This window comes from Citrobacter sp. KTE30, assembly GCF_000398825.1.
GTDB lineage: Bacteria > Pseudomonadota > Gammaproteobacteria > Enterobacterales > Enterobacteriaceae > Citrobacter > Citrobacter freundii.
The window spans coordinates 1,711,101-1,729,034 of record NZ_KB976055.1; the positions used below are offsets into that span (position 1 = coordinate 1,711,101).

The window sequence follows — 17,934 nt, forward strand, 5'->3', positions numbered from 1 at the left end:
ATGCTTGCCCAGGAATTAGTAGACCGCATGAAGAATGCGATGAAGCACAGATTACCGACGGAGACAGTCGATCGCAGCGCTGAACTGATTCCGGGGATGAAATACCGCAACGAACGCGGACGCATGGTGACGGTAATGAGAGTTTCTCATCTTCGGGTCATGTACCGATACGAAGGTTATCAGGACATCTGCGAGACCAGCCGCAGAGAGTTTGATTTGAAATTTAGAAAGGTGCAGTCGTGAGCAGCAAATTACACGGTCTTGTATGGGAGGGATGCGCTCCTGCTGGATTGGGAATTTCCCGCGTTGCGCTTATGGCACGCTTGGCTGATTACAGCAATGCTGACGGCGTATCGTGGCCAGCGATTGAGACGCTCAGGATTGAGATCGGTGCTAAAAGCGATACGACAATAAAAACCGCGTTAGCTGAGCTTATTAAGGGCGGCTGGATTAAAAAAACAGAGCGCAAGCTGGGTGGCAGAAATCTGACAAATGTTTATCAGATTGATATCGCAAAACTCGAAGAAGCGGCGGCAGAGGGGCGTAGAAAAATACGGGAAGAGAGAGCCAAAAAGAAAGGTTCCCGTTGTCTGCCAGCTGGACGGGAAGATAAGGAGTCAATTTTTGACCCGTCAAATAATGACCCCTTAAAAGAAGAGAATAAGGGGGCAGATTTTGACCCGTCAAAAATTGAGGGGTCAAAAATTGGTGAAAACAGCAATTTAACCCCCCCAATAATTGACCCCGATCCGTCATTAAAACCTGATCCGTCATTAAACCCCACACATAACACGCGAGGGGAAGAGGTCGAACTAGTTAATAACAACCCGGTTCCTGAATATCCTGGGCAACCTGGTATGAATTTTCCCGCCGGAGAGTCATTTGGGAAGGTCCCAATGACCATTGACTGGAAACCGTCGGCTGACTTTCGCCAGCGTGTTGGATTCTGGGGCATAACGATCCCGGATGGACTGAACCTCAGAGCCGAGCTGAACAGCTTCATTGCCTACTGGCAGCCAGAGAGCAAAGTTTTTTACCAGTCGCAGTGGGAGCAGAAATTTGCCCGCCACCTGCAACAGGCCAAACCAACTAAACCGCGAGGTAACTCACATGCAGGACTGGATCCAAACTCCACAGCAAACGCAGCTGTACAGCGAGCACGCGCAGCACGCGCTGCACAACTCCGCGCTCGAGGAGAAGGCGTGGAAGTTCTGGGTTCTCATGCTGGATATTTACTCCAGCCGGTGGGAAACCAAAAACGGATCGGCTCCGTCGGGCCTATGGATTGCTCAGATTGGGAATTTGACCAGAGACCGGATGACGAGCGTCTGTAACGCGATGGTTGCTCGCTGTGCGGCGGGTAATTCATGGCCACCTGACCTGGCCGAGTTCGTGACGCTGGTGGCTGACTGTGACGGCGGCAAGCTTGGACTGAAGGTTTCGGACGTTATGGCGGAATACAGGAACTGGCGCAACGAATCTTACCGTTATGCCAGCACAGAGGAATATTTCATTGACCGCGAATGCAATCCGGTCCTGTACCAGATTTGCACTGAACTTCGCCGAACAGGTGTTGAGCGACAAATGACTCAACCCGAGCTGGAGAGGCTGGCAGCGGACCAACTGGCGAAGTGGGAAAAACACCTAGAGGATGGCAAACCGATCCCTCCGGTAAGAAAACAGATTGCGGCGCCGCGCCGTCCGGCAGGACCGACACCCGCGCAGCAGCTGCTTGAAGAATACAAACGCCGTAAAGCGGCTGGCTTAATTTAATCTGGAGAATTTTATGGAAACCATTTTAGACGTACTGAAAGCGATGGAAAAAGCGACTGCCCGTGAAATTGCGGCGCGCATGAAAATTGAGCCTGCGGCGGTGATCGGGATGCTGCGTGAGCACGAAGAACGTAACGAGGTTGCGCAGGCTAACGGGTACTGGAAAGTTGCCACCGGGGAAGTTAAATCACAGCCTGAAGTGATTAATTCTGTCAGCAAAGTGCCGGCAAGTGTATCAGTCAGCGACGTCATCGCATTACTGGCGAAACATGGACCACAGACATCCCTTGAGCTGGCAACACTGGCAGGTATTGAGTCAAAACGTGTGGCGCCAATGCTGACCCACCATATGACAAAAGGGCGGATTATCCGCGAAAAAGTGGGCAGCAAGTTTGTTTATTCGGTGCCGGCCACTGCATCAGTGAAAAACAAAAGCTCCGCACCACGGGAACCGGAGACATCAATTCCACCGGTACCAGAAAAATCTGTTACAGAAATTGTTGAGGAAATCCCCGTTTTCGTCAGCCGTCCTGATGATCTGCTGATCCCTACGGTGCGCGGCATCTCAAATGAAATTCGCCGCACAAAAGCGAAGTTGGCCAACCTGGAAAATCTTCGTGATGCCGTTCGCAGCATCCGCAAGCATGGCGCGCTGGTGCAGGAGCTGGCGCGATGAAACAGAGCGAATTACCACGCTGTCCGGAGTGCGGGAACATGCCTGAATACGCACTGAAGCCAAACCATATGGGGTGGGTATGGGGCGGATTGAAATGCCCGTATGACCATTACCGCGTGAATTTGAACGGTCCTGCAGGTAGCCGCGCGCAGGCAGAGAAAAAGCTGGCACCACAGTGGATTGAACTGGTCGAAAAAGCTAATCAGGGAGCATCGAAATGAGCAAATCACTTAACGCACGCTGCTTCCGCCGCTGGGAAATTGAGTTCAAAGGACGTTGCGATTCGAAAGTAAGTCCTTGGTGGCGCAAACACCACCTTCGCGGTTACATCCGGGAATGCGCCCTGACAACTGCCGACTGCATGGTTGAGCGTATGACTGAGGATAACGCTCTGGTTGATTTTCAAGGTAATGGTCGCGGCTGGTCACCGGAGTTCTCTGCCTGGTACCACGAACGCCGAGAACAGTATCTCAAAGAGGCGCGCGACTATCTGAACGAAGACGCCACCAATGACGAGATCGACGAGGAAATCCAGAACGAGCTGGAGGCCTGGAATGACAGAGCATTCCATTCTCGATATGTGCTGTGGCTCCCGCATGTTCTGGTTCAACAAGCAGGACACTCGCGCCGTATTCAATGATATTCGCGCCGAAGAACACAATCTGTGCGACGGTCGCCGCTTGGTTATCAGTCCTGACCTGATTGCCGACTTTCGTTCACTGCCGTTCGCTGATTCTTCTTTTCCAGTTGTGGTGTTTGACCCACCGCACCTCGAGCGCGTAGGACAGTCTGCCTGGATGGGTAAAAAATACGGGCGACTGAACAAAAAAACGTGGCGTTCTGATTTACGTGTCGGATTCAAAGAGGCCTTCCGCGTGTTGCGGCCACATGGCGTTCTCATATTCAAATGGAACGAAACGCAGATCCCGGTAAGCCAGATTCTGACGCTTACAGATGTGAAACCTGCAATTGGCCAGCGTACTGGGAAGAACGACAAAACCCACTGGATTATTTTTGTGAAGGACTAACTCATGACAACTAACCACCCGGTGCACGGTCCTGTATCACTCGATCGCCTGCACCAGATACGCGAAATACTCAGCAAAGCAGCAGCACAAAGCGACGGCGGCAATCTCGGCTACGCAATGGCTGATGCAGTGAAGGTGATTAATGGGGTTCTGGAGTCGATAGCCCGTGAGCAAGTACGCCGTGAACATGCAGCATGGCCACAGGCTACTTTCGGCGATGTTGGTCCAGTTGGTCCGCTGAAGCACCTTTCCAAAGAGGCTCTCGAGGCGACTTCTGAACCAGGCGACCTTAGCGAATGGGCTGACATGAAATTTCTGTTATGAGATGCGCAACGTCGCGCCGGTATCAGTGACGAGCGGATTACCCTGGCGATGGTAGAAAAGCTGGCGGTAAACAAGCAGCGCGAATGGCCTGAGCTGAAAGATGGTGAGCCGCGCCTGCACATCAAAACTGAACAGCATCAGAGAGGAGAAGTGATGGAACCTCAACTGGAATACGCTATTAAGCGGATCGTTGAACTGGAAAACCTGCTGCTGGTGGAGGTTGGTGAAATACACAGTACTGAATTTCAATACAGTTTATACCACTTTGAGTAAATCAGTGTGAAATTCAATGATCTTTGTATGCTATTGATAGTTAGTCACTATATTAAGTTTGTTGATGATTGAAGACGGTTTTGATTGATCTTTTCAGCGGCTGTGATTTGCCTTTTTTCAAAAGGATTGAGCGATCGATTAAAAAACGATTGATCGTTCATTCCTTTGATTCTAGACTATCAGCAATGAAGTTAATTGAGATTCAACTATGACTCACGACTATTCAACTCAAGCTTTCTTCAATTTCCTCTATGAACTGCCTTCATTGGGACTCATCAATGAAGCAACAGCTCGTAATTTGAAGAACTCAGCGCTGCTTCTGTTATCAGTTGTGGATATAAGCAGTGAAGATGACGTACGCAATATAGATGTTGAAGAACTGATTAGTAAATATGTTGCTAGCCAGCCATCAAGACCGGGTGACTCAAGCATACAAAGCTACCAAAGTAGATTTAAAAGTGCTGTAAGCAAATTTGAGGAGTATGTGCGAGTGGGGACTATTGTTAACCTGTCGGACACTGATGGAAATCTTGATGGCTTTGACGCTGTTGAGAAAAAAATTGAGAAGGCGAAACATACTCAGCGAGAAAAAACACAAGTTTTCAATTTGCCGATTGTGGTTCGACCTGAGACAGGAACGATGATTACTGTTCAGGGACTGCCGACGGATCTAACTGCAGAGGAAGCAGAACGTATCCTGTCAATTCTGAAAGCATATGTACGTTCATAGAAGAATTTGGGCCCTTCCTCGCCAAAGGAAGAGCCCGGATTGGGGATGTTAGAGCACCCGCAATCAGTACTGCGTAGACAACAGTACAGTAGCGGATCCCCATATTTTTTTCAAGTTTCAGGGAAGTGCTCACCTGAGGCGAGATATATATATGGCTCTGAAAGACATTGAGACTAAACCGTTACCAGCCGGATATCGCTGGGTTAAGTGTCGTTTCCGCAAAGCTCGTGCGAAAGCAGGAACTCCGGATTCTGAGCGTCGAGTCTTGGATGCTCATGCTTACGGTTATAAATGTTGGTCTTTTCCTGTAAGGACTAAACATTAAAATACAAACCCGCTCCGGCGGGTTTTCTTTTTTGCTTCATCAATCCCTGCTACGATTCTCTATCTTTTACTGATGGAGATAGGGATATGAAGAAAATTCTTGTTGTTTTATTGGTGTCACTTTTCTCACTGACAGCAACGGCAGCAAACAAACCATGCTCAGGTAAGAAAGGTGGAATATCGCATTGCTCGGGTGAAAAGTTTGTTTGTAATGATGGGACTATCAGCAAGTCTAAGAAGGTTTGTCAGAAATAGTTGCCGATAAATGGCTCTCGCGATCAAAATCAAACCCGCTACGGCGGGTTTTTTACTCTCTATTGGATATGCTATTTTTTATGCAATAAGAGCGATTAGTCGGACGCAACTGGGGAATGCATGGATTCAACGAACGACGAAGAAAAACGTATAGAATTTGAAAAATTCATCATTGAAAGGTTTGGTGATGCAGTTGATCTCCGCAGGGCGAAAAATGGCGGTAATGGATATATATCATGGGAGGCTGCTGTAGCCTGGACTGTCTGGCAAGATCGCCCATCGCATTATGAAGCAAGTTCTACAGGGACTGAACCAGCATGATGCGGCGGGTTTTTTCTTGTCTAAAGAGTTTCACCAATCTGATTTAGTTAATTCCGAATAGTTGGAAAAACTTAGTGTATACAACGGCATGGCTTTGGCGAAAAGTGCTATTAACCACTTGAATATGAGGTTCAATAGGTATACTGTATGAATGTACAGTATATCGAGGCGGAGGGAATCATGAAGGTTGAAATTACAATTGATCGCACTAAGGAACTTCCGAAAGGAGCTGTGCCAGCGCTTGAAAAGGAACTTTTGCGCCGAATCAGCCAGGACTATTCAGGATGTAAATTAACGATACGTCGAACCGGCTCTGATGGATTAAGTGTCATCGGAGGCGAAAAGAGCGATAAAAAACGTATTGAAGAAATCCTGCAGGAAACGTGGGAAAGTGCGGATGAATGGTTTTTCAATTGATCCCCCCCTGGTTGGCGTCCTTGGCCGCCATTTGTTACGCCTGATTGCTAAATTTCTCGTTGCGCGCCGCGCTACTGCTAAGAAGCAATTTCCGTTGACTTAACGGTGTGGATATCACCGCAAGGGGCATCTCATGCAAATTCCGGATGATTTAATTCCCGGACTGCCGGAGCACACTGGCCCGGTTCTGATTTATATCGTAAAGGGCAGGGCCGAAAGGGGATTCGCGCTGCGCAAAGATGAATTTGTGACGTCGTTGCGTGCTCTGGAAGAAGCAAGAAAGAAAGCCGGCCTTCCTGTTTCAGATGTCTGATAAGTTAGGTTATACTCAAACACGGGTCTGAACAGCCCGCTGAGTAATACTGCGCCAACCGGGAAAACGCGATGGCGCATAAAACTGAATTACCCCATTCACACCGTCCCTTCGTGAACGGTGTCGCTGTTTGTGCTGGTGGTGCAGCATGAGCAGATCAAAGACCAAAGCCGAAAAACTTCATCTTTCCCGCGTAGCCGGGATTGGCTGTATTGTCTGCAAAAACATGAAGCTGGGGGAAACTCCTGCAGAGATACATCACATCCGAACTGGTCAGGGAGTTGGCCAGCGCGCTGACAATTTCAAAGTTATTCCTCTTTGCCCAATCCATCACCGCCAGGGCGGATACGGCATAGCCATTCATGCTGGCCGCCAGTCCTGGGAAAACAATTTCGGTACTGAAACAAAGTTGCTGGTGCAGGTTCTCTGCGAGCTGGGGGAACAGACTCATGCCTGAATATAAAATCACGCCCGTCGGCAAGCCCAGAATGACGCGCGCTGACAAATGGAAAAAGCGCCCCGAGGTTCTGCGCTACCGGACTTTCTGTGATGAAGTTCGTCTGCAGGGTGTTGAGCTGCCGGAGAGCGGTTCGCATGTCACCTTCATTCTTCCGATGCCAGCGAGCTGGAGCAATAAGAAACGGACTGAGTTCAATGGTAAACCACACCAGGCTAAACCTGATTTTGACAATATGATGAAAGCCCTGATGGATGCCATTTACGAAAATGATGCTCATATATGGGATGCACGGGTATCAAAATTATGGGGAGAAACCGGGAGAATAATTATTGAGGAGCTAGAAGAATGACGCCGCGCCAACGCAGACAACAGCAGTCAGCATTTGAAAAAGCAGCAGTTGCACCGCGTAAAAGCTGGCTGGGTAAATGCATTCTCCTGACAGGGCTCCAGTCCGGATGGATTAAATCCCTGCTCACTACATGGGGCGAAGGTATGGGAGGAAAAACTGCACCCCGTATGCCGCGGAGCCACGCGTGCTGGAATGTGCTTAAGGGACGGAACTGGTCAGATAAGGCGTTAGAGCGCTTCACTGTAGCGTTGAACCAGGCTCGTGAAGAGGGATTCCGTGGACAGCAGGCGATGAACAGGGCACATAGCATTCTCTGGCCGCAGTTACCTGCCAGTGTAATTGACGAAGCCCTGCATAATGATGATGTCGATTTTGTTGAGCAGTGCGTACTGCAGGCAATGGATATAAATGATCCGGTTTATATCGTTGGTCTTCAGTATTACACCACCCGAAAAAAAATCTCAGACATAACCCGCGAACTGCAGGCGATTGCGCCATGGTTAACCGACGGGGAGGCGAGAAAGCGCGTGCGATGGTGCCTGGAAATATTCAGAGCAAAAACATTCCTTGCGGTTCGTAACCAGATGAGAGCCGGATTAGAGGATGTTTAGTCATACCAAAAGAGGAACTGACCGGGAGGCTGATGAGTCTGTAATGCGAAACAAAAACCCCGGTTAGTATCCGGGGTAAAAGGTTATTAGTGACGATTCTGTTTAAACCGCTCATAAATCTCAATACAGATAATAGCCACAGAGTAGAAGGGCCACAGAAAGGAGGTTATCAACGTATCAGCCAGGTCAAACTCGAGGCCGTGTACTCGATCCCCACGAACTAACAAAGCAAACATTGCGATGAAGCCCGCGATATATATGGCCAAGTAGTGATAAAGGCTCATGATAATTCCATTTATTAGGTTTGGCCCTGAGTCTACGTGCGATAACCACACAATTAAAATTGGTATTACAGATCAATTTTCATTTATCGATCGTCCAAAACGATCGTTTTGTAACGAACATCTCATTTGTTGAATGATATTTGTACAAAACGTTGATGGGAATTAGCTATAAGTGCTTTGTGTTGTAAAAGCGTTTGAAAACGGGCCAACAAAGTGAATAATTAATTCATGCTTGGCAGAGCTGCGCCACGATGGCAGCGACGAAAAGCGAACAATTTGAATATAACGAGAACCCTGCCAGCGCGGGGTTTTTGCTTTCCGGCGATACGACAGGGGTATTCGCGAGGTGCATTGCACCAGTACCCCTGTCATATCGTCGATCAGATAGACCTTAAATAACTGATTCTGAAATGTAATCCGCGTATGTTGTCAGGGCAGGAGGGGCATATTATCTTCCAAGTCGTGGTGAATCCCCCTAAGCGGAGGGGTGAAATTGACAGTAAACAATGTCAGGGAGTGATATGCAAAGTGCTCATGGATCATGGTTTGTCAGCCAAAGGTCCACCGGGAGGCACCCGGCATCGTGTTAACACTTCAGTAGTGCAAAATGCTTCTTTTTTGGCCCACTCAATAGAATGGGCCTTTTTCTTTACGATCAAATAATGCGCTAGCACATGAACATCAGTTAAGCGCGAGCTTTCTTATCGAACTACCAGTACAGGGCAAGAGGCGTGTCGAACAACTGCAGCTGCATTCGACCCTAAGAGGTAGGTTGTAATATCTGGACGATGTGAGGCAATAATGATTAAGTCAGCATCGATCGCTTTAGCAAGATTAAGTATTTGATCTTTAGGTGCCCCGGACACAGCATGTGTTTGTATTTTCTCCGCAGGTATTTTGAATTGCTTTACGATCTCATTCAGCTTTAATAGCGCTGCGTGCTGAAAGTCTTTTAATTTTGGCATTTCGGCTGAATATGCCAGTCCCAATGATGAGTAGTAAGGTAGTGTAGGTACCACCGTTAAAAAATGTACCCTTGCAGTATTCAATACAGAATGAGCCTGCACATAGGGGATAACCTGCCGTGTTAAGTCAGTTTCAGAAATATCAATTGGTACTAAAATAGAGTTGTACATTTTAGCCCTCCTGTTCGTTTTTTGTTCGCCCACAAGTTTAGTATCCGGGACATAAAAAAATGTGTCCTGGCGGGCAGAACTTGCGAATTGGCACCTTCATACTATTTGTGCATTCATATCTAATGAATCCGGGGGACATATTGTTTAAGAATCAAAATTGCTTGAAGCCCCACTAACGTCCAGAGCTGTAAACAACCGAACTTATTTCGAGGCTGCCGCATGGCGGCCTTTATCATTTCAGGCTCACGGGAATCATCCGCTACGTGCTTTGTTGATAAATCCGGCCCGTGAAGCCTGACCCTTTCATCACACTTGCGCCATCCGAAAAATCGGAGGTGAGGCTATGACCAGAATGAGCACCATTTACAGCAGACTTTCATATGGAACAGGTACCACGCTGACCGGCTGCGGTGTATCAGCGAAGGCATATGCCGAAACAGCAAAAACAGCAAAAGAGGTGTCCTGGATGTTGGCCGACAGAATTGCAGGATTAAGCCTTAGCGACTGGGCAATTATTGTCGGTATCGCATGCACAGTTATCACCTGTGCAGTGAACTGGTATTTCCGCTGGAAAGAACGGGAGGATCGGCGCAATGGCTATACCACCAAAGCTGAAGAATAAACTGAGCGCAGCGGTCGTTGGTTTGATTCTTGCTGGGGTTTCCGCGCCCGCGATTCTCGATCAGTTTTTGGATGAGAAAGAGGGTAACAGTCTGACGGCGTATCGCGATGGCGGAGGGTTCTGGACGATTTGCCGTGGCGCCACGATGGTTGATGGTAAGCCAGTAGTTCAGGGCATGAAGCTGTCTGCTGAGAAATGCGCCCAGGTGAACGCCATAGAGCGCGACAAAGCGCTGGCGTGGGTTGAGCGAAATATCAAAGTACCGCTGACCGAACCACAGAAAGCCGGGATCGCGTCTTTCTGCCCATATAACGTCGGCCCCGGAAAATGTTTCCCATCTACGTTCTATAAGCGAATAAATGCTGGTGACCGTAGAGGTGCCTGTGAAGCGATCCGCTGGTGGATTAAAGACGGCGGCCGCGATTGTCGCCTGACCAAAGGCCAGAAAAATGGCTGCTATGGTCAGGTAGAACGGCGCGACCAGGAAAGCGCGCTGACGTGCTGGGGGATAGACTAGTGAGTCTGCGCTATCAGTTCATTGTTATTTCGCTGCTGGTGGCCGTCGCATTCATCGCAGGTAGTGTATGGAGCAGCCGCGGTTGGGAAAAGAAGTGGGCCGAGCGTGACAGCATGGAATCATCGCAAACAGCGAATGCACAGACCGCAGCCCGCATGATTGAACAAGGGCGCATAATTGCCCGTGATGAGGCTGTAAAAGATGCACAAGCACAAGCCGCTAAATCTGCTGCCACTGCTGCTGGCCTGTCTGCCACTGTTAGCCAGTTGCGCACCGAAGCAACAAAGCTTGCCACCCGCCTGGACGCCGCAAAGCACACCGCAAATCTTGCCGTTGCCGTCAGAAGCAAAACAGCCGGAGCCGACGCCTCTGTGCTTGCCGACATGCTCGGAAGCCTTGCAGAAGAAGCTCGATACTATGCTGAGCGCGCTGATGAAAACTACCGGGCAGGAATGACATGTGAGCGGATTTATGAGTCCGTAAAAATACAAACAATGAACCGTAGAGAATAATAATAGATCTATAAATTAAGAAGTTGACGGTTTTCGTGGATAACTTTGTAAATTTTTACTATGAGGGAAATACGACTCTTCCTTGAGTCAAAATCCCTGACAACTTAGGGTGATAGATAAAGGTCTTACGCAGCATGACATAACTTTCGATTTAAGCTATTTAAATTAATTTTTATGGTCAAACCCGCTGAGATTTACTTACAAAACTAAACCTTGCTATGTCTGGTTAATCATGCGTTAATGAATGTCTGGTTTGTAACGAATTTATCTGAAGCAGTCGCTGTAATAATTTTATTCCTTGTTCCTGTTGAGATTTCCTTGTTAGCTTTTCTCTCTGATAATTTTTTTTCGGACCATTCTGCCCAAGGGCTTACTCAATAAAGGTAATGTTTATGTCTAATAAAATGACTGGTTTAGTTAAATGGTTTAATCCTGAAAAAGGTTTTGGTTTTATCACTCCAAAAGATGGTAGTAAAGATGTGTTTGTTCACTTCTCTGCTATCCAGAGTCATGATTTCAAGACGCTGAATGAGAATCAGGAAGTTGAATTTAGTGTTGAACAGGGACCTAAAGGCCCTACGGCAGTTAATGTCGTGGCTGTATAAGGTAACTGTTATTACTAATAATATTCACTTCAGATGCCCGTGTTGCCACGGATCTCAGTACCGAACGTCAAATTTTGATGTTACTGAAAAAAATCCTTTCGGAGCAAAATGTATTTTTTGCAAATCAACAATGATTACATTTGATAATATTGCACTGTACATTCGTTCTGGTCAGACTTCGTTAGATTTCAGAAAATAAATTTCAGGCTCCTTATGGAGCCTTTTTTGTATGCTTAACCGCTCATTTATGTAAGAGCCATCACGGTATAATTATGAAAAAAGTAATTGTTTTTTTTAACTCGGAACCGGCAGTAGTTGTATCTGTAATGAAGGGGATTACGACGATAATGCGTGAGTATCCCAATGGAGAAAAAGCTCATCTATCCGTGATGTCTGCGGGATTTCCATCTCTGACTGGAGACCATAAAATAGTTTATGTGGCTTCTGATCGTGATGTGACTTCCGAAGAGATTCTCGAGGCTGCATCGAAGCTTTTGAAATGAGACCTGGTTGTTTCGTGATCGACCCAGATTTTAGTACAGTGGTTTGTGGGTTTGCGAGCTCTATTGCATAAAAATTATACTGCAACCTCTTGATAATTGAGTATTTCCATTCTATCTTTTAAACATGTCAGCGCTTATAAAATTGCTCCAGGGCAATGTACCATGCCTGGCGTTGATACGTTAGAGATCAAGAGAGGTAAACAATGAACATCGAAGAATTAAAAAGAAAAACTGAAACAGATATTTCTGAATTTATCACCAAAAAAATTATGGAACTCAAAAAAAAGACAGGAAAAGAAGTTTCCGACATCCAGTTTACTGCTCGTGAAAAAATGACTGGGCTTGAAAGCTATGATATTAAAATTACTTTAATCTAATTGTTAAAAGACTCAGTTTGAGTGAAAAAGCATTATCTTAAAAGGTAATGCTTTTTTATTTCTGTCATAAAACTTTGAACGTTGTCAAAGCCTTCACTTCTAATTATAGATTTTCTGGTTACCTTTTAACGTGTCCTCCCGGCGGCGCGGGATTTGGAGCATTTTTGATTTTTCACGCAACCATGTCAGCATTTGATGCTTATGACGGTAACACTATCCCCGAATACACTGGGTTGGTTGTATTCTCTGATCCAGAAGAACACAGTGTGCTTCAACTTGACTGAGCATGCATTACAGCAGGCATTCACTGAGCGCTTGCTGTAATGTTAAACATTAAAATTTGTATTTATTTCTTATCGTTACAATCAGGGATCATCCTCAAAAGAGTGTTATCTTTCTGGACGTAGTGATGAAATAACGCTGCACCAGCATGCGCTGCGATTAAAAAATATCCGATGTTTGCCAGTGTTTCGTGAATATCTTTGATAAGTGATTTTGTTTCCTCGTCAGGAGTAACGAACGATACAACGTTAAAACCTAAGAAACTCCAGTCCTTTCCACCGTAAGCCATAATTGCAATACCTAATAATGGTAGAGCCAAAAAAGAAATGTACAGCAGGATATGCATTATTTTAGCCGCCATCATCTGCCAGGCTGGTGAGGGGGGAATGATGGCTGGGTCATGATACTTATGTTTAATAATTAATCGTATTATCATTAAAAACCAGACAAATACCCCGGCATTGTAATGTGTTTCTTTCATGAGCAGGTAGGTGTTGCTGCCTTTAGGAAACCAGCCGCGTAGCTCCATAGCTGCATAGGTTATCGCTATTAACATCAGAGTCAGCCAGTGTAAGCGAATCTGAAGTTTTGAGAATTTCATCATTATTGTTTCCTCAAAGGGTGTGTTGCATCGACCATAAAGTATGAAACTTAACAAATCCTTATTTTCGTTGAGAGATTAAGAATCTGTTATTCCATTGACCGTATGTGAATGTTTTGATAATCATTCTCATTTTTTTTGGGGCTTTTCTGGTAATCCGGGTTGTTACGGGGCGGCGACCGTGCATATTCTCGCTATTTATGAATATTCTCCGCTATTTGCCGTTTCCGTTTATCTATCCGAGTACAACACAATTTGTTTCTAACAAACAGGACGATGACGATGCCACCACGCGCTAAACGCCCATGCCGACACAAGGGATGTGCGGCAATCACCAACGATGCCAGCGGGTATTGTGAACAACACATGCAGCAGCATGCCGGTGATGGCTGGCGTAACTACCAGGCAGGAAAGAGCAGGCAGGATCGAGGGTACGGTCGGTCCTGGGAAATCATACGGGCGCGTATCCTACAGCGTGATCAATACCTGTGTCAGAATCATCGCCGGCAGAAGATAGCCAAGAAAGCGACCAGCGTTGACCACATCATCCCAAAAGCTCATGGCGGTACTGATGACGATTCCAATCTTGAGTCGTTGTGCTGGGAATGCCACAGAGCTAAGACAGCAAGAGAGCGTATCCGATGAGTTATACCTATTGCACGTACTGCGGTTCACGGCTTCATACATACGCGAACTGTCCCAAAACATGGGGTGGTTCATCCCGCCGCGCCAACCTGCGCTGCAGCTATTGTGGGCAGTCAGGGCATAACTCTAATGCCTGTCCGCACAATGCGAGCAGCGGTCGTCGGTGCAACCTGAATGATGATTTCCATCTTGATTGATGCCCACACAGGCCAGGGGGAGGGGGGATCAAATCCCTGACCCCTTTCGCCTTTCAGGACTGCCCGCTTCCTCGTATTTTTATACCCGCGAAAAATGAAATTTAACCAGGAGTGTCGCTTATGGCTGGAACGGCGGGGCGTTCTGGGCGTCGCCCCAAGCCAACGGCGCGCAAGGAGCTGGCAGGGAACCCCGGCAAACGAGCCCTGAATAAAGAGGAACCTGTATTCACACCGATTAAAGGTGTGGCACCACCTGACTGGTTTTCTGAGGATGATGGTCTGCCAATGGCGGCCGTCATGTGGGAACTGACCACGAAAGAATTATGTGGACAGGGATTACTGTGTGTTACCGATCTTGCCGTACTTGAGCGCTGGTGTGTTGCATATGAGTTCTGGCGCAGGGCGGTTAAAAATATCGCCAGAGAAGGGCTGACTATCACTGGTGCTATGGGGGGGAAGATAAAAAACCCTGAGCTAACCGCAAAGAAAGAGCAGGAATCGGAGATGAGCTCTACCGGCTCCATGCTTGGCCTTGATCCAAGCAGTCGACAACGCCTAATCGGCCTTGCCGGACAGAAGAAAACCTCTAACCCATTCCTGAAGATGATCAACTCATGAGCCGGAAATCGTACCCCAACGTAAACGCCGCGAATCAATACGCCCGCAACGTTGTGCGGGGGAAAATTCCGGCGTGCCAGTTTGTCATTCAGGCCTGCCAGCGTCATATCGATGACATGGCGGCTGAAAAGAGTAAGAAATTTCGTTACCGCTTCGATAAAGACATGGCAGAAAAGGCCGCGAAATTTATCCAGTTGTTGCCACATACAAAAGGAGAGTGGGCATTCAAGCGGATGCCGATCACTCTGGAGGCATGGCAACTGTTTATTGTGTGCTGCGCCTTTGGCTGGGTCCAGAAAGGGTCGAAGCTTCGACGATTTCGCGAGGTTTACACGGAGATACCGCGTAAAAATGGGAAATCAGCTATTTCGGCAGGTGTGGCGCTGTACTGTTTTACCTGTGATAACGAGTTTGGCGCTGAAGTATATTCCGGGGCCACAACTGAAAAACAGGCGTGGGAAGTATTCAGACCAGCTCGTCTGATGTGTAAGCGCACCCCGCTGCTGGTGGAAGCGTTCGGGATTGAAGTTAATGCGTCCAACCTGAACCGGCCAGAAGATGGCGCGCGTTTTGAGCCGCTGATTGGTAACCCTGGGGACGGCGCTTCACCGCACTGTGCGATTGTTGACGAGTATCACGAACATCCCACAGATTCGCTCTACACCACTATGCTGACGGGTATGGGGGCGCGGCGACAACCGCTAATGTGGGCGATCACGACGGCGGGTTACAACATTGAGGGTCCATGCTACGACAAACGGCGTGAAGTGATTGAGATGCTGAACGGCACAGTACCGAATGAGGAATTGTTCGGCGTGATATACACCGTCGACGAGGGGGATGACTGGACCGATCCTAAAGTGCTGGAAAAAGCTAACCCGAATATGGGCGTATCGGTCTATCGTGACTTTCTCCTCAGCCAGCAACAGAGAGCTATTAATAACGCCCGCCAGGCTGGTGTATTTAAAACTAAACACCTCAACATCTGGGTTGCAGCCCGTGCCGCTTTCTACAACCTGGTTTCCTGGCAGAACTGTGAGGATAAGACACTTACGCTGGAGCAATTCGAAGGACAGCCATGTGTTCTGTCTTTCGACCTGGCGCGCAAGCTGGATATGAACAGTATGGCGCGGTTGTTCACCAGGGAAATTGACGGCAAGACACATTACTACAGCGTTGCTCCCCGCTTCTGGGTTCCCTACGACGCAGTATTCAGCGTTGAAAAGAACGAAGATCGTCGTACTGCGGAGCGATTTCAGAAATGGGTTGAAATGGGACTGCTTACAGTTACTGATGGCGCTGAAGTTGATTACCGCTACATCCTTGAAGAGGCCAAGGCGGCAAACAAGCTCAACCCAGTCAGTGAGTCACCGATTGACCCGTTCGGCGCGACGGGGCTTTCACATGATCTGGCTGATGAAAGCCTTAATCCGATCACTATCGTTCAGAACTACACCAATATGTCTGATCCGACGAAGGAGCTGGAAGCCGCCATTGAGTCAGGCCGCTTTCATCACGACGGGAACCCGATTATGAGCTGGTGTATCAGCAACGTCGTCGGGAAGTATTTGCCCGGTAATGACGATGTGGTTAAACCCATCAAAGAGCAGAACGAAAACAAAATCGATGGCGCAGTTTCGCTGATTATGGCAATCGGACGGGCAATGTTGAATAGCCGGGCGAGTAATTCATCCGTTTACGACGAGGAAGATGTAGCATGCTAATGACGTTTTTAAGTTTTTTTATCGGCCTCGCCGGAGCCGCGTTACTGTCTGCCGGTGCCTGGCTTATTTCACCTGCAGCCGGGCTTATTACCGGCGGTTCAATCTGCCTGCTGTGGTCATTTTTAATCGCGAAATCAATGTCTGCCAGCGTAATTAAATCAGGGGGTGAATAATGTTCATTCCCCAGATGTTTCGGGGTAAATCTCAGTCTGGTGGTAGTTTCTGGCAGGCGATGCTGGGTGGTGTGAGTTCCAGCCAGAGCAAGGCGGGGATCATTATCACTTCTGAAACCGCAATGGCGTTATCGGCGGTCCGGGCATGTGTAACGCTTCTGGCAGAATCGGTGGCGCAGCTGCCGTGTGAACTTTACAGGCGAGGCGCTAACGGAGGCCGTGAACGGGCGACTGACCACCCTGTTTATGATCTGATTCATTCCCAGCCCAACAAAAAAGACACTTCATTTGAATACTTTGAACAGCAGCAGGGCCTGCTTGGTCTGGAGGGGAATTGCTACTCGATCATCGACAGGGACGGGAAAGGTTATCCCCGCGAATTAATCCCGGTTAATCCCAAAAAGGTCATTGTCCTGAAATGCCCGGATGGGATGCCATATTATGAACTACCCGAAATTGGCGAAACGTTGCCAATGCGCATGATGCATCATGTGAAGGTCTTCTCACTGGATGGCTATATCGGCAGTTCCCCAATCCAGACGAACGCGGATGTTCTTGGGCTAAACCTCGCCGTGGAAGAGCATGCTTCTCAGGTCTTTCGCCGTGGTACAACGATGAGCGGCGTTATTGAGCGTCCAAAAGACGCTCCGACGATCAAAAGCCAGGATGCTATCGACCGCCTGCTGGCAAAGTGGACGGACAGATATTCCGGCGTCAGAAACGCCTTCTCTGTTGCATTGCTTCAGGAAGGGATGAGCTACAAGCAGTTATCTCAGGACAATGAGAAAGCGCAGCTGTTGCAGTCCCGTCAGTGGGGCGTGGAAGAAGTGTGCCGACTCTATAAAATCCCGCCTCATATGGTGCAGATGCTGGCGAAAGCCACGAATAACAACATTGAGCACCAGGGGCTGCAGTTTGTGATGTACACGCTGTTGGCCTGGCTGAAGCGTCATGAAGGCGCATTAATGCGCGATCTGCTTTTACCCAGCGAGCGCGGTGATCTGTACATTGAATTCAATGTTTCTGGCCTGCTGCGCGGGGATCAGAAGTCACGCTATGAATCTTATGCACTAGGCCGCCAGTGGGGCTGGTTATCGGTTAACGACATTCGCCGCATGGAGAACCTTCCGCCCATCGCTGGAGGGGACAAATACCTGACGCCTCTGAATATGGTCGACAGTAAACAAATCTTACCTGGCGATAACACGCCAACAGCAAAACAACTGGCAGAAATCAACTCTATTCTGTCCAGAAACTGAATATCACCCGCAGTGCGGGCTGACC

At 48.0% G+C, this 17,934-nt stretch carries 28 protein-coding genes and 2 pseudogenes; 28 read left to right on the plus strand and 2 right to left on the minus strand.

What is annotated here, in order from left to right:
• The 16 genes and pseudogenes from WC1_RS14910 (at position 1) to WC1_RS14855 (ending at position 7,854) form a co-directional block, all read left to right on the plus strand.
• The gene (locus tag WC1_RS14910) at positions 1–243 is read left to right on the plus strand and encodes a DUF4222 domain-containing protein (RefSeq protein WP_016150007.1); all 243 of its coding nucleotides are present in this window, start codon (positions 1–3) and stop codon (positions 241–243) included.
• A complete protein-coding gene (locus tag WC1_RS24640; protein WP_016150008.1) occupies positions 240–1,334 on the plus strand; it encodes a DnaT-like ssDNA-binding domain-containing protein in 1,095 nt (364 codons plus the stop codon). The genes WC1_RS14910 and WC1_RS24640 overlap by 4 nt, the downstream gene beginning before the upstream one ends.
• Positions 1,318–1,773, plus strand: a complete 456-nt coding sequence (locus tag WC1_RS14905) for a replication protein P (protein WP_016150009.1) — start codon at positions 1,318–1,320, stop codon at positions 1,771–1,773. Before WC1_RS24640 ends, WC1_RS14905 begins: the two co-directional genes overlap by 17 nt.
• Before the next feature lie 13 nt (positions 1,774–1,786).
• Positions 1,787–2,449, plus strand: coding sequence for a DUF1627 domain-containing protein (locus WC1_RS14900; RefSeq protein WP_016150010.1), 663 nt, complete (start codon positions 1,787–1,789; stop codon positions 2,447–2,449).
• Positions 2,446–2,670 carry a hypothetical protein gene (locus tag WC1_RS14895; RefSeq protein ID WP_016150011.1) on the plus strand — a complete coding sequence of 75 codons (225 nt, stop codon included), beginning with the start codon at positions 2,446–2,448 and terminating at the stop codon, positions 2,668–2,670. The genes WC1_RS14900 and WC1_RS14895 overlap by 4 nt, the downstream gene beginning before the upstream one ends.
• A pseudogene (locus WC1_RS14890) lies at positions 2,667–3,008 on the plus strand (hypothetical protein); the annotation flags it as partial. The gene WC1_RS14895 and the pseudogene WC1_RS14890, both read left to right, overlap by 4 nt.
• The gene (locus tag WC1_RS14885; RefSeq protein WP_032947950.1) at positions 3,004–3,477 is read left to right on the plus strand and encodes a class I SAM-dependent methyltransferase; all 474 of its coding nucleotides are present in this window, start codon (positions 3,004–3,006) and stop codon (positions 3,475–3,477) included. The pseudogene WC1_RS14890 and the gene WC1_RS14885, both read left to right, overlap by 5 nt.
• Positions 3,478–3,480: 3 nt before the next feature.
• A pseudogene (locus WC1_RS24935) lies at positions 3,481–3,933 on the plus strand (dATP/dGTP pyrophosphohydrolase domain-containing protein); the annotation flags it as partial.
• Between the two features lie 349 nt (positions 3,934–4,282).
• Positions 4,283–4,804 carry a hypothetical protein gene (locus WC1_RS14880; RefSeq protein WP_016150016.1) on the plus strand — a complete coding sequence of 174 codons (522 nt, stop codon included), beginning with the start codon at positions 4,283–4,285 and terminating at the stop codon, positions 4,802–4,804.
• Between the two features lie 411 nt (positions 4,805–5,215).
• Positions 5,216–5,383: a YdcA family protein gene (locus tag WC1_RS24940; RefSeq protein ID WP_223870088.1), complete on the plus strand. Its 168-nt coding sequence runs from the start codon at positions 5,216–5,218 to the stop codon at positions 5,381–5,383.
• A gap of 120 nt (positions 5,384–5,503) precedes the next feature.
• Complete coding sequence (locus WC1_RS0122710) at positions 5,504–5,704, plus strand: hypothetical protein (protein WP_050567814.1); 201 nt, start codon at positions 5,504–5,506, stop codon at positions 5,702–5,704.
• A gap of 180 nt (positions 5,705–5,884) precedes the next feature.
• On the plus strand, positions 5,885–6,121 hold the full coding sequence (locus tag WC1_RS14875) for a DinI-like family protein (RefSeq protein WP_032948076.1): 237 nt from the start codon (positions 5,885–5,887) through the stop codon (positions 6,119–6,121).
• Between the two features lie 133 nt (positions 6,122–6,254).
• On the plus strand, positions 6,255–6,434 hold the full coding sequence (locus WC1_RS14870) for a hypothetical protein (protein WP_016150018.1): 180 nt from the start codon (positions 6,255–6,257) through the stop codon (positions 6,432–6,434).
• A 148-nt stretch (positions 6,435–6,582) separates the two neighbouring features.
• A complete protein-coding gene (locus WC1_RS23505; protein ID WP_016150019.1) occupies positions 6,583–6,891 on the plus strand; it encodes a Ref family recombination enhancement nuclease in 309 nt (102 codons plus the stop codon).
• Positions 6,884–7,243 carry a RusA family crossover junction endodeoxyribonuclease gene (locus WC1_RS14860; RefSeq protein WP_016150020.1) on the plus strand — a complete coding sequence of 120 codons (360 nt, stop codon included), beginning with the start codon at positions 6,884–6,886 and terminating at the stop codon, positions 7,241–7,243. The genes WC1_RS23505 and WC1_RS14860 overlap by 8 nt, the downstream gene beginning before the upstream one ends.
• The gene (locus WC1_RS14855) at positions 7,240–7,854 is read left to right on the plus strand and encodes a hypothetical protein (protein ID WP_016150021.1); all 615 of its coding nucleotides are present in this window, start codon (positions 7,240–7,242) and stop codon (positions 7,852–7,854) included. Before WC1_RS14860 ends, WC1_RS14855 begins: the two co-directional genes overlap by 4 nt.
• A gap of 985 nt (positions 7,855–8,839) precedes the next feature.
• Here WC1_RS14855 and uspF read toward each other — a convergent pair.
• Positions 8,840–9,274, minus strand: coding sequence for a universal stress protein UspF (gene uspF / locus WC1_RS14845; RefSeq protein WP_016150023.1), 435 nt, complete (start codon positions 9,272–9,274; stop codon positions 8,840–8,842).
• Between the two features lie 343 nt (positions 9,275–9,617).
• On the opposite strand from uspF, the gene WC1_RS23510 reads away from it, so the two are divergent.
• The 7 genes from WC1_RS23510 to WC1_RS23520 all read left to right on the plus strand — a co-directional run bounded on the left by WC1_RS23510 (position 9,618) and on the right by WC1_RS23520 (position 12,410).
• The gene (locus WC1_RS23510) at positions 9,618–9,896 is read left to right on the plus strand and encodes a phage holin (protein ID WP_016150024.1); all 279 of its coding nucleotides are present in this window, start codon (positions 9,618–9,620) and stop codon (positions 9,894–9,896) included.
• Complete coding sequence (locus tag WC1_RS14840; RefSeq protein ID WP_016150025.1) at positions 9,868–10,413, plus strand: lysozyme; 546 nt, start codon at positions 9,868–9,870, stop codon at positions 10,411–10,413. Before WC1_RS23510 ends, WC1_RS14840 begins: the two co-directional genes overlap by 29 nt.
• Positions 10,413–10,925: a DUF2514 domain-containing protein gene (locus tag WC1_RS0122715; RefSeq protein WP_032947952.1), complete on the plus strand. Its 513-nt coding sequence runs from the start codon at positions 10,413–10,415 to the stop codon at positions 10,923–10,925. Before WC1_RS14840 ends, WC1_RS0122715 begins: the two co-directional genes overlap by 1 nt.
• Before the next feature lie 392 nt (positions 10,926–11,317).
• Positions 11,318–11,530, plus strand: coding sequence for a transcription antiterminator/RNA stability regulator CspE (locus WC1_RS14835; RefSeq protein WP_016150027.1), 213 nt, complete (start codon positions 11,318–11,320; stop codon positions 11,528–11,530).
• 10 nt (positions 11,531–11,540) lie between these two features.
• Positions 11,541–11,729: a cold shock small protein YmcF gene (locus WC1_RS23515; RefSeq protein ID WP_072211990.1), complete on the plus strand. Its 189-nt coding sequence runs from the start codon at positions 11,541–11,543 to the stop codon at positions 11,727–11,729.
• Positions 11,730–11,802: 73 nt separating this feature from the next.
• Positions 11,803–12,033, plus strand: a complete 231-nt coding sequence (locus WC1_RS0122720) for a hypothetical protein (protein WP_032938624.1) — start codon at positions 11,803–11,805, stop codon at positions 12,031–12,033.
• Between the two features lie 203 nt (positions 12,034–12,236).
• Complete coding sequence (locus tag WC1_RS23520; protein WP_016150028.1) at positions 12,237–12,410, plus strand: GnsA/GnsB family addiction module toxin; 174 nt, start codon at positions 12,237–12,239, stop codon at positions 12,408–12,410.
• A gap of 346 nt (positions 12,411–12,756) precedes the next feature.
• Here WC1_RS23520 and WC1_RS14825 read toward each other — a convergent pair whose 3' ends face one another.
• The gene (locus tag WC1_RS14825) at positions 12,757–13,296 is read right to left on the minus strand and encodes a cytochrome b (protein WP_016150029.1); all 540 of its coding nucleotides are present in this window, start codon (positions 13,294–13,296) and stop codon (positions 12,757–12,759) included.
• 279 nt (positions 13,297–13,575) lie between these two features.
• Between WC1_RS14825 and WC1_RS0122730 the strand changes: the two genes are divergently transcribed.
• The 5 genes from WC1_RS0122730 to WC1_RS14805 all read left to right on the plus strand — a co-directional run bounded on the left by WC1_RS0122730 (position 13,576) and on the right by WC1_RS14805 (position 17,909).
• Positions 13,576–13,938: an HNH endonuclease gene (locus WC1_RS0122730; RefSeq protein WP_032947956.1), complete on the plus strand. Its 363-nt coding sequence runs from the start codon at positions 13,576–13,578 to the stop codon at positions 13,936–13,938.
• Positions 13,939–14,255: 317 nt separating this feature from the next.
• On the plus strand, positions 14,256–14,753 hold the full coding sequence (locus WC1_RS14820; protein ID WP_003832359.1) for a phage terminase small subunit P27 family: 498 nt from the start codon (positions 14,256–14,258) through the stop codon (positions 14,751–14,753).
• Positions 14,750–16,477 carry a terminase large subunit gene (locus WC1_RS14815; RefSeq protein ID WP_016150031.1) on the plus strand — a complete coding sequence of 576 codons (1,728 nt, stop codon included), beginning with the start codon at positions 14,750–14,752 and terminating at the stop codon, positions 16,475–16,477. Before WC1_RS14820 ends, WC1_RS14815 begins: the two co-directional genes overlap by 4 nt.
• Positions 16,471–16,650, plus strand: a complete 180-nt coding sequence (locus WC1_RS14810; RefSeq protein ID WP_003832363.1) for a hypothetical protein — start codon at positions 16,471–16,473, stop codon at positions 16,648–16,650. The genes WC1_RS14815 and WC1_RS14810 overlap by 7 nt, the downstream gene beginning before the upstream one ends.
• Positions 16,650–17,909: a phage portal protein gene (locus WC1_RS14805; RefSeq protein WP_016150032.1), complete on the plus strand. Its 1,260-nt coding sequence runs from the start codon at positions 16,650–16,652 to the stop codon at positions 17,907–17,909. The genes WC1_RS14810 and WC1_RS14805 overlap by 1 nt, the downstream gene beginning before the upstream one ends.
• Positions 17,910–17,934 lie beyond the last annotated feature (25 nt).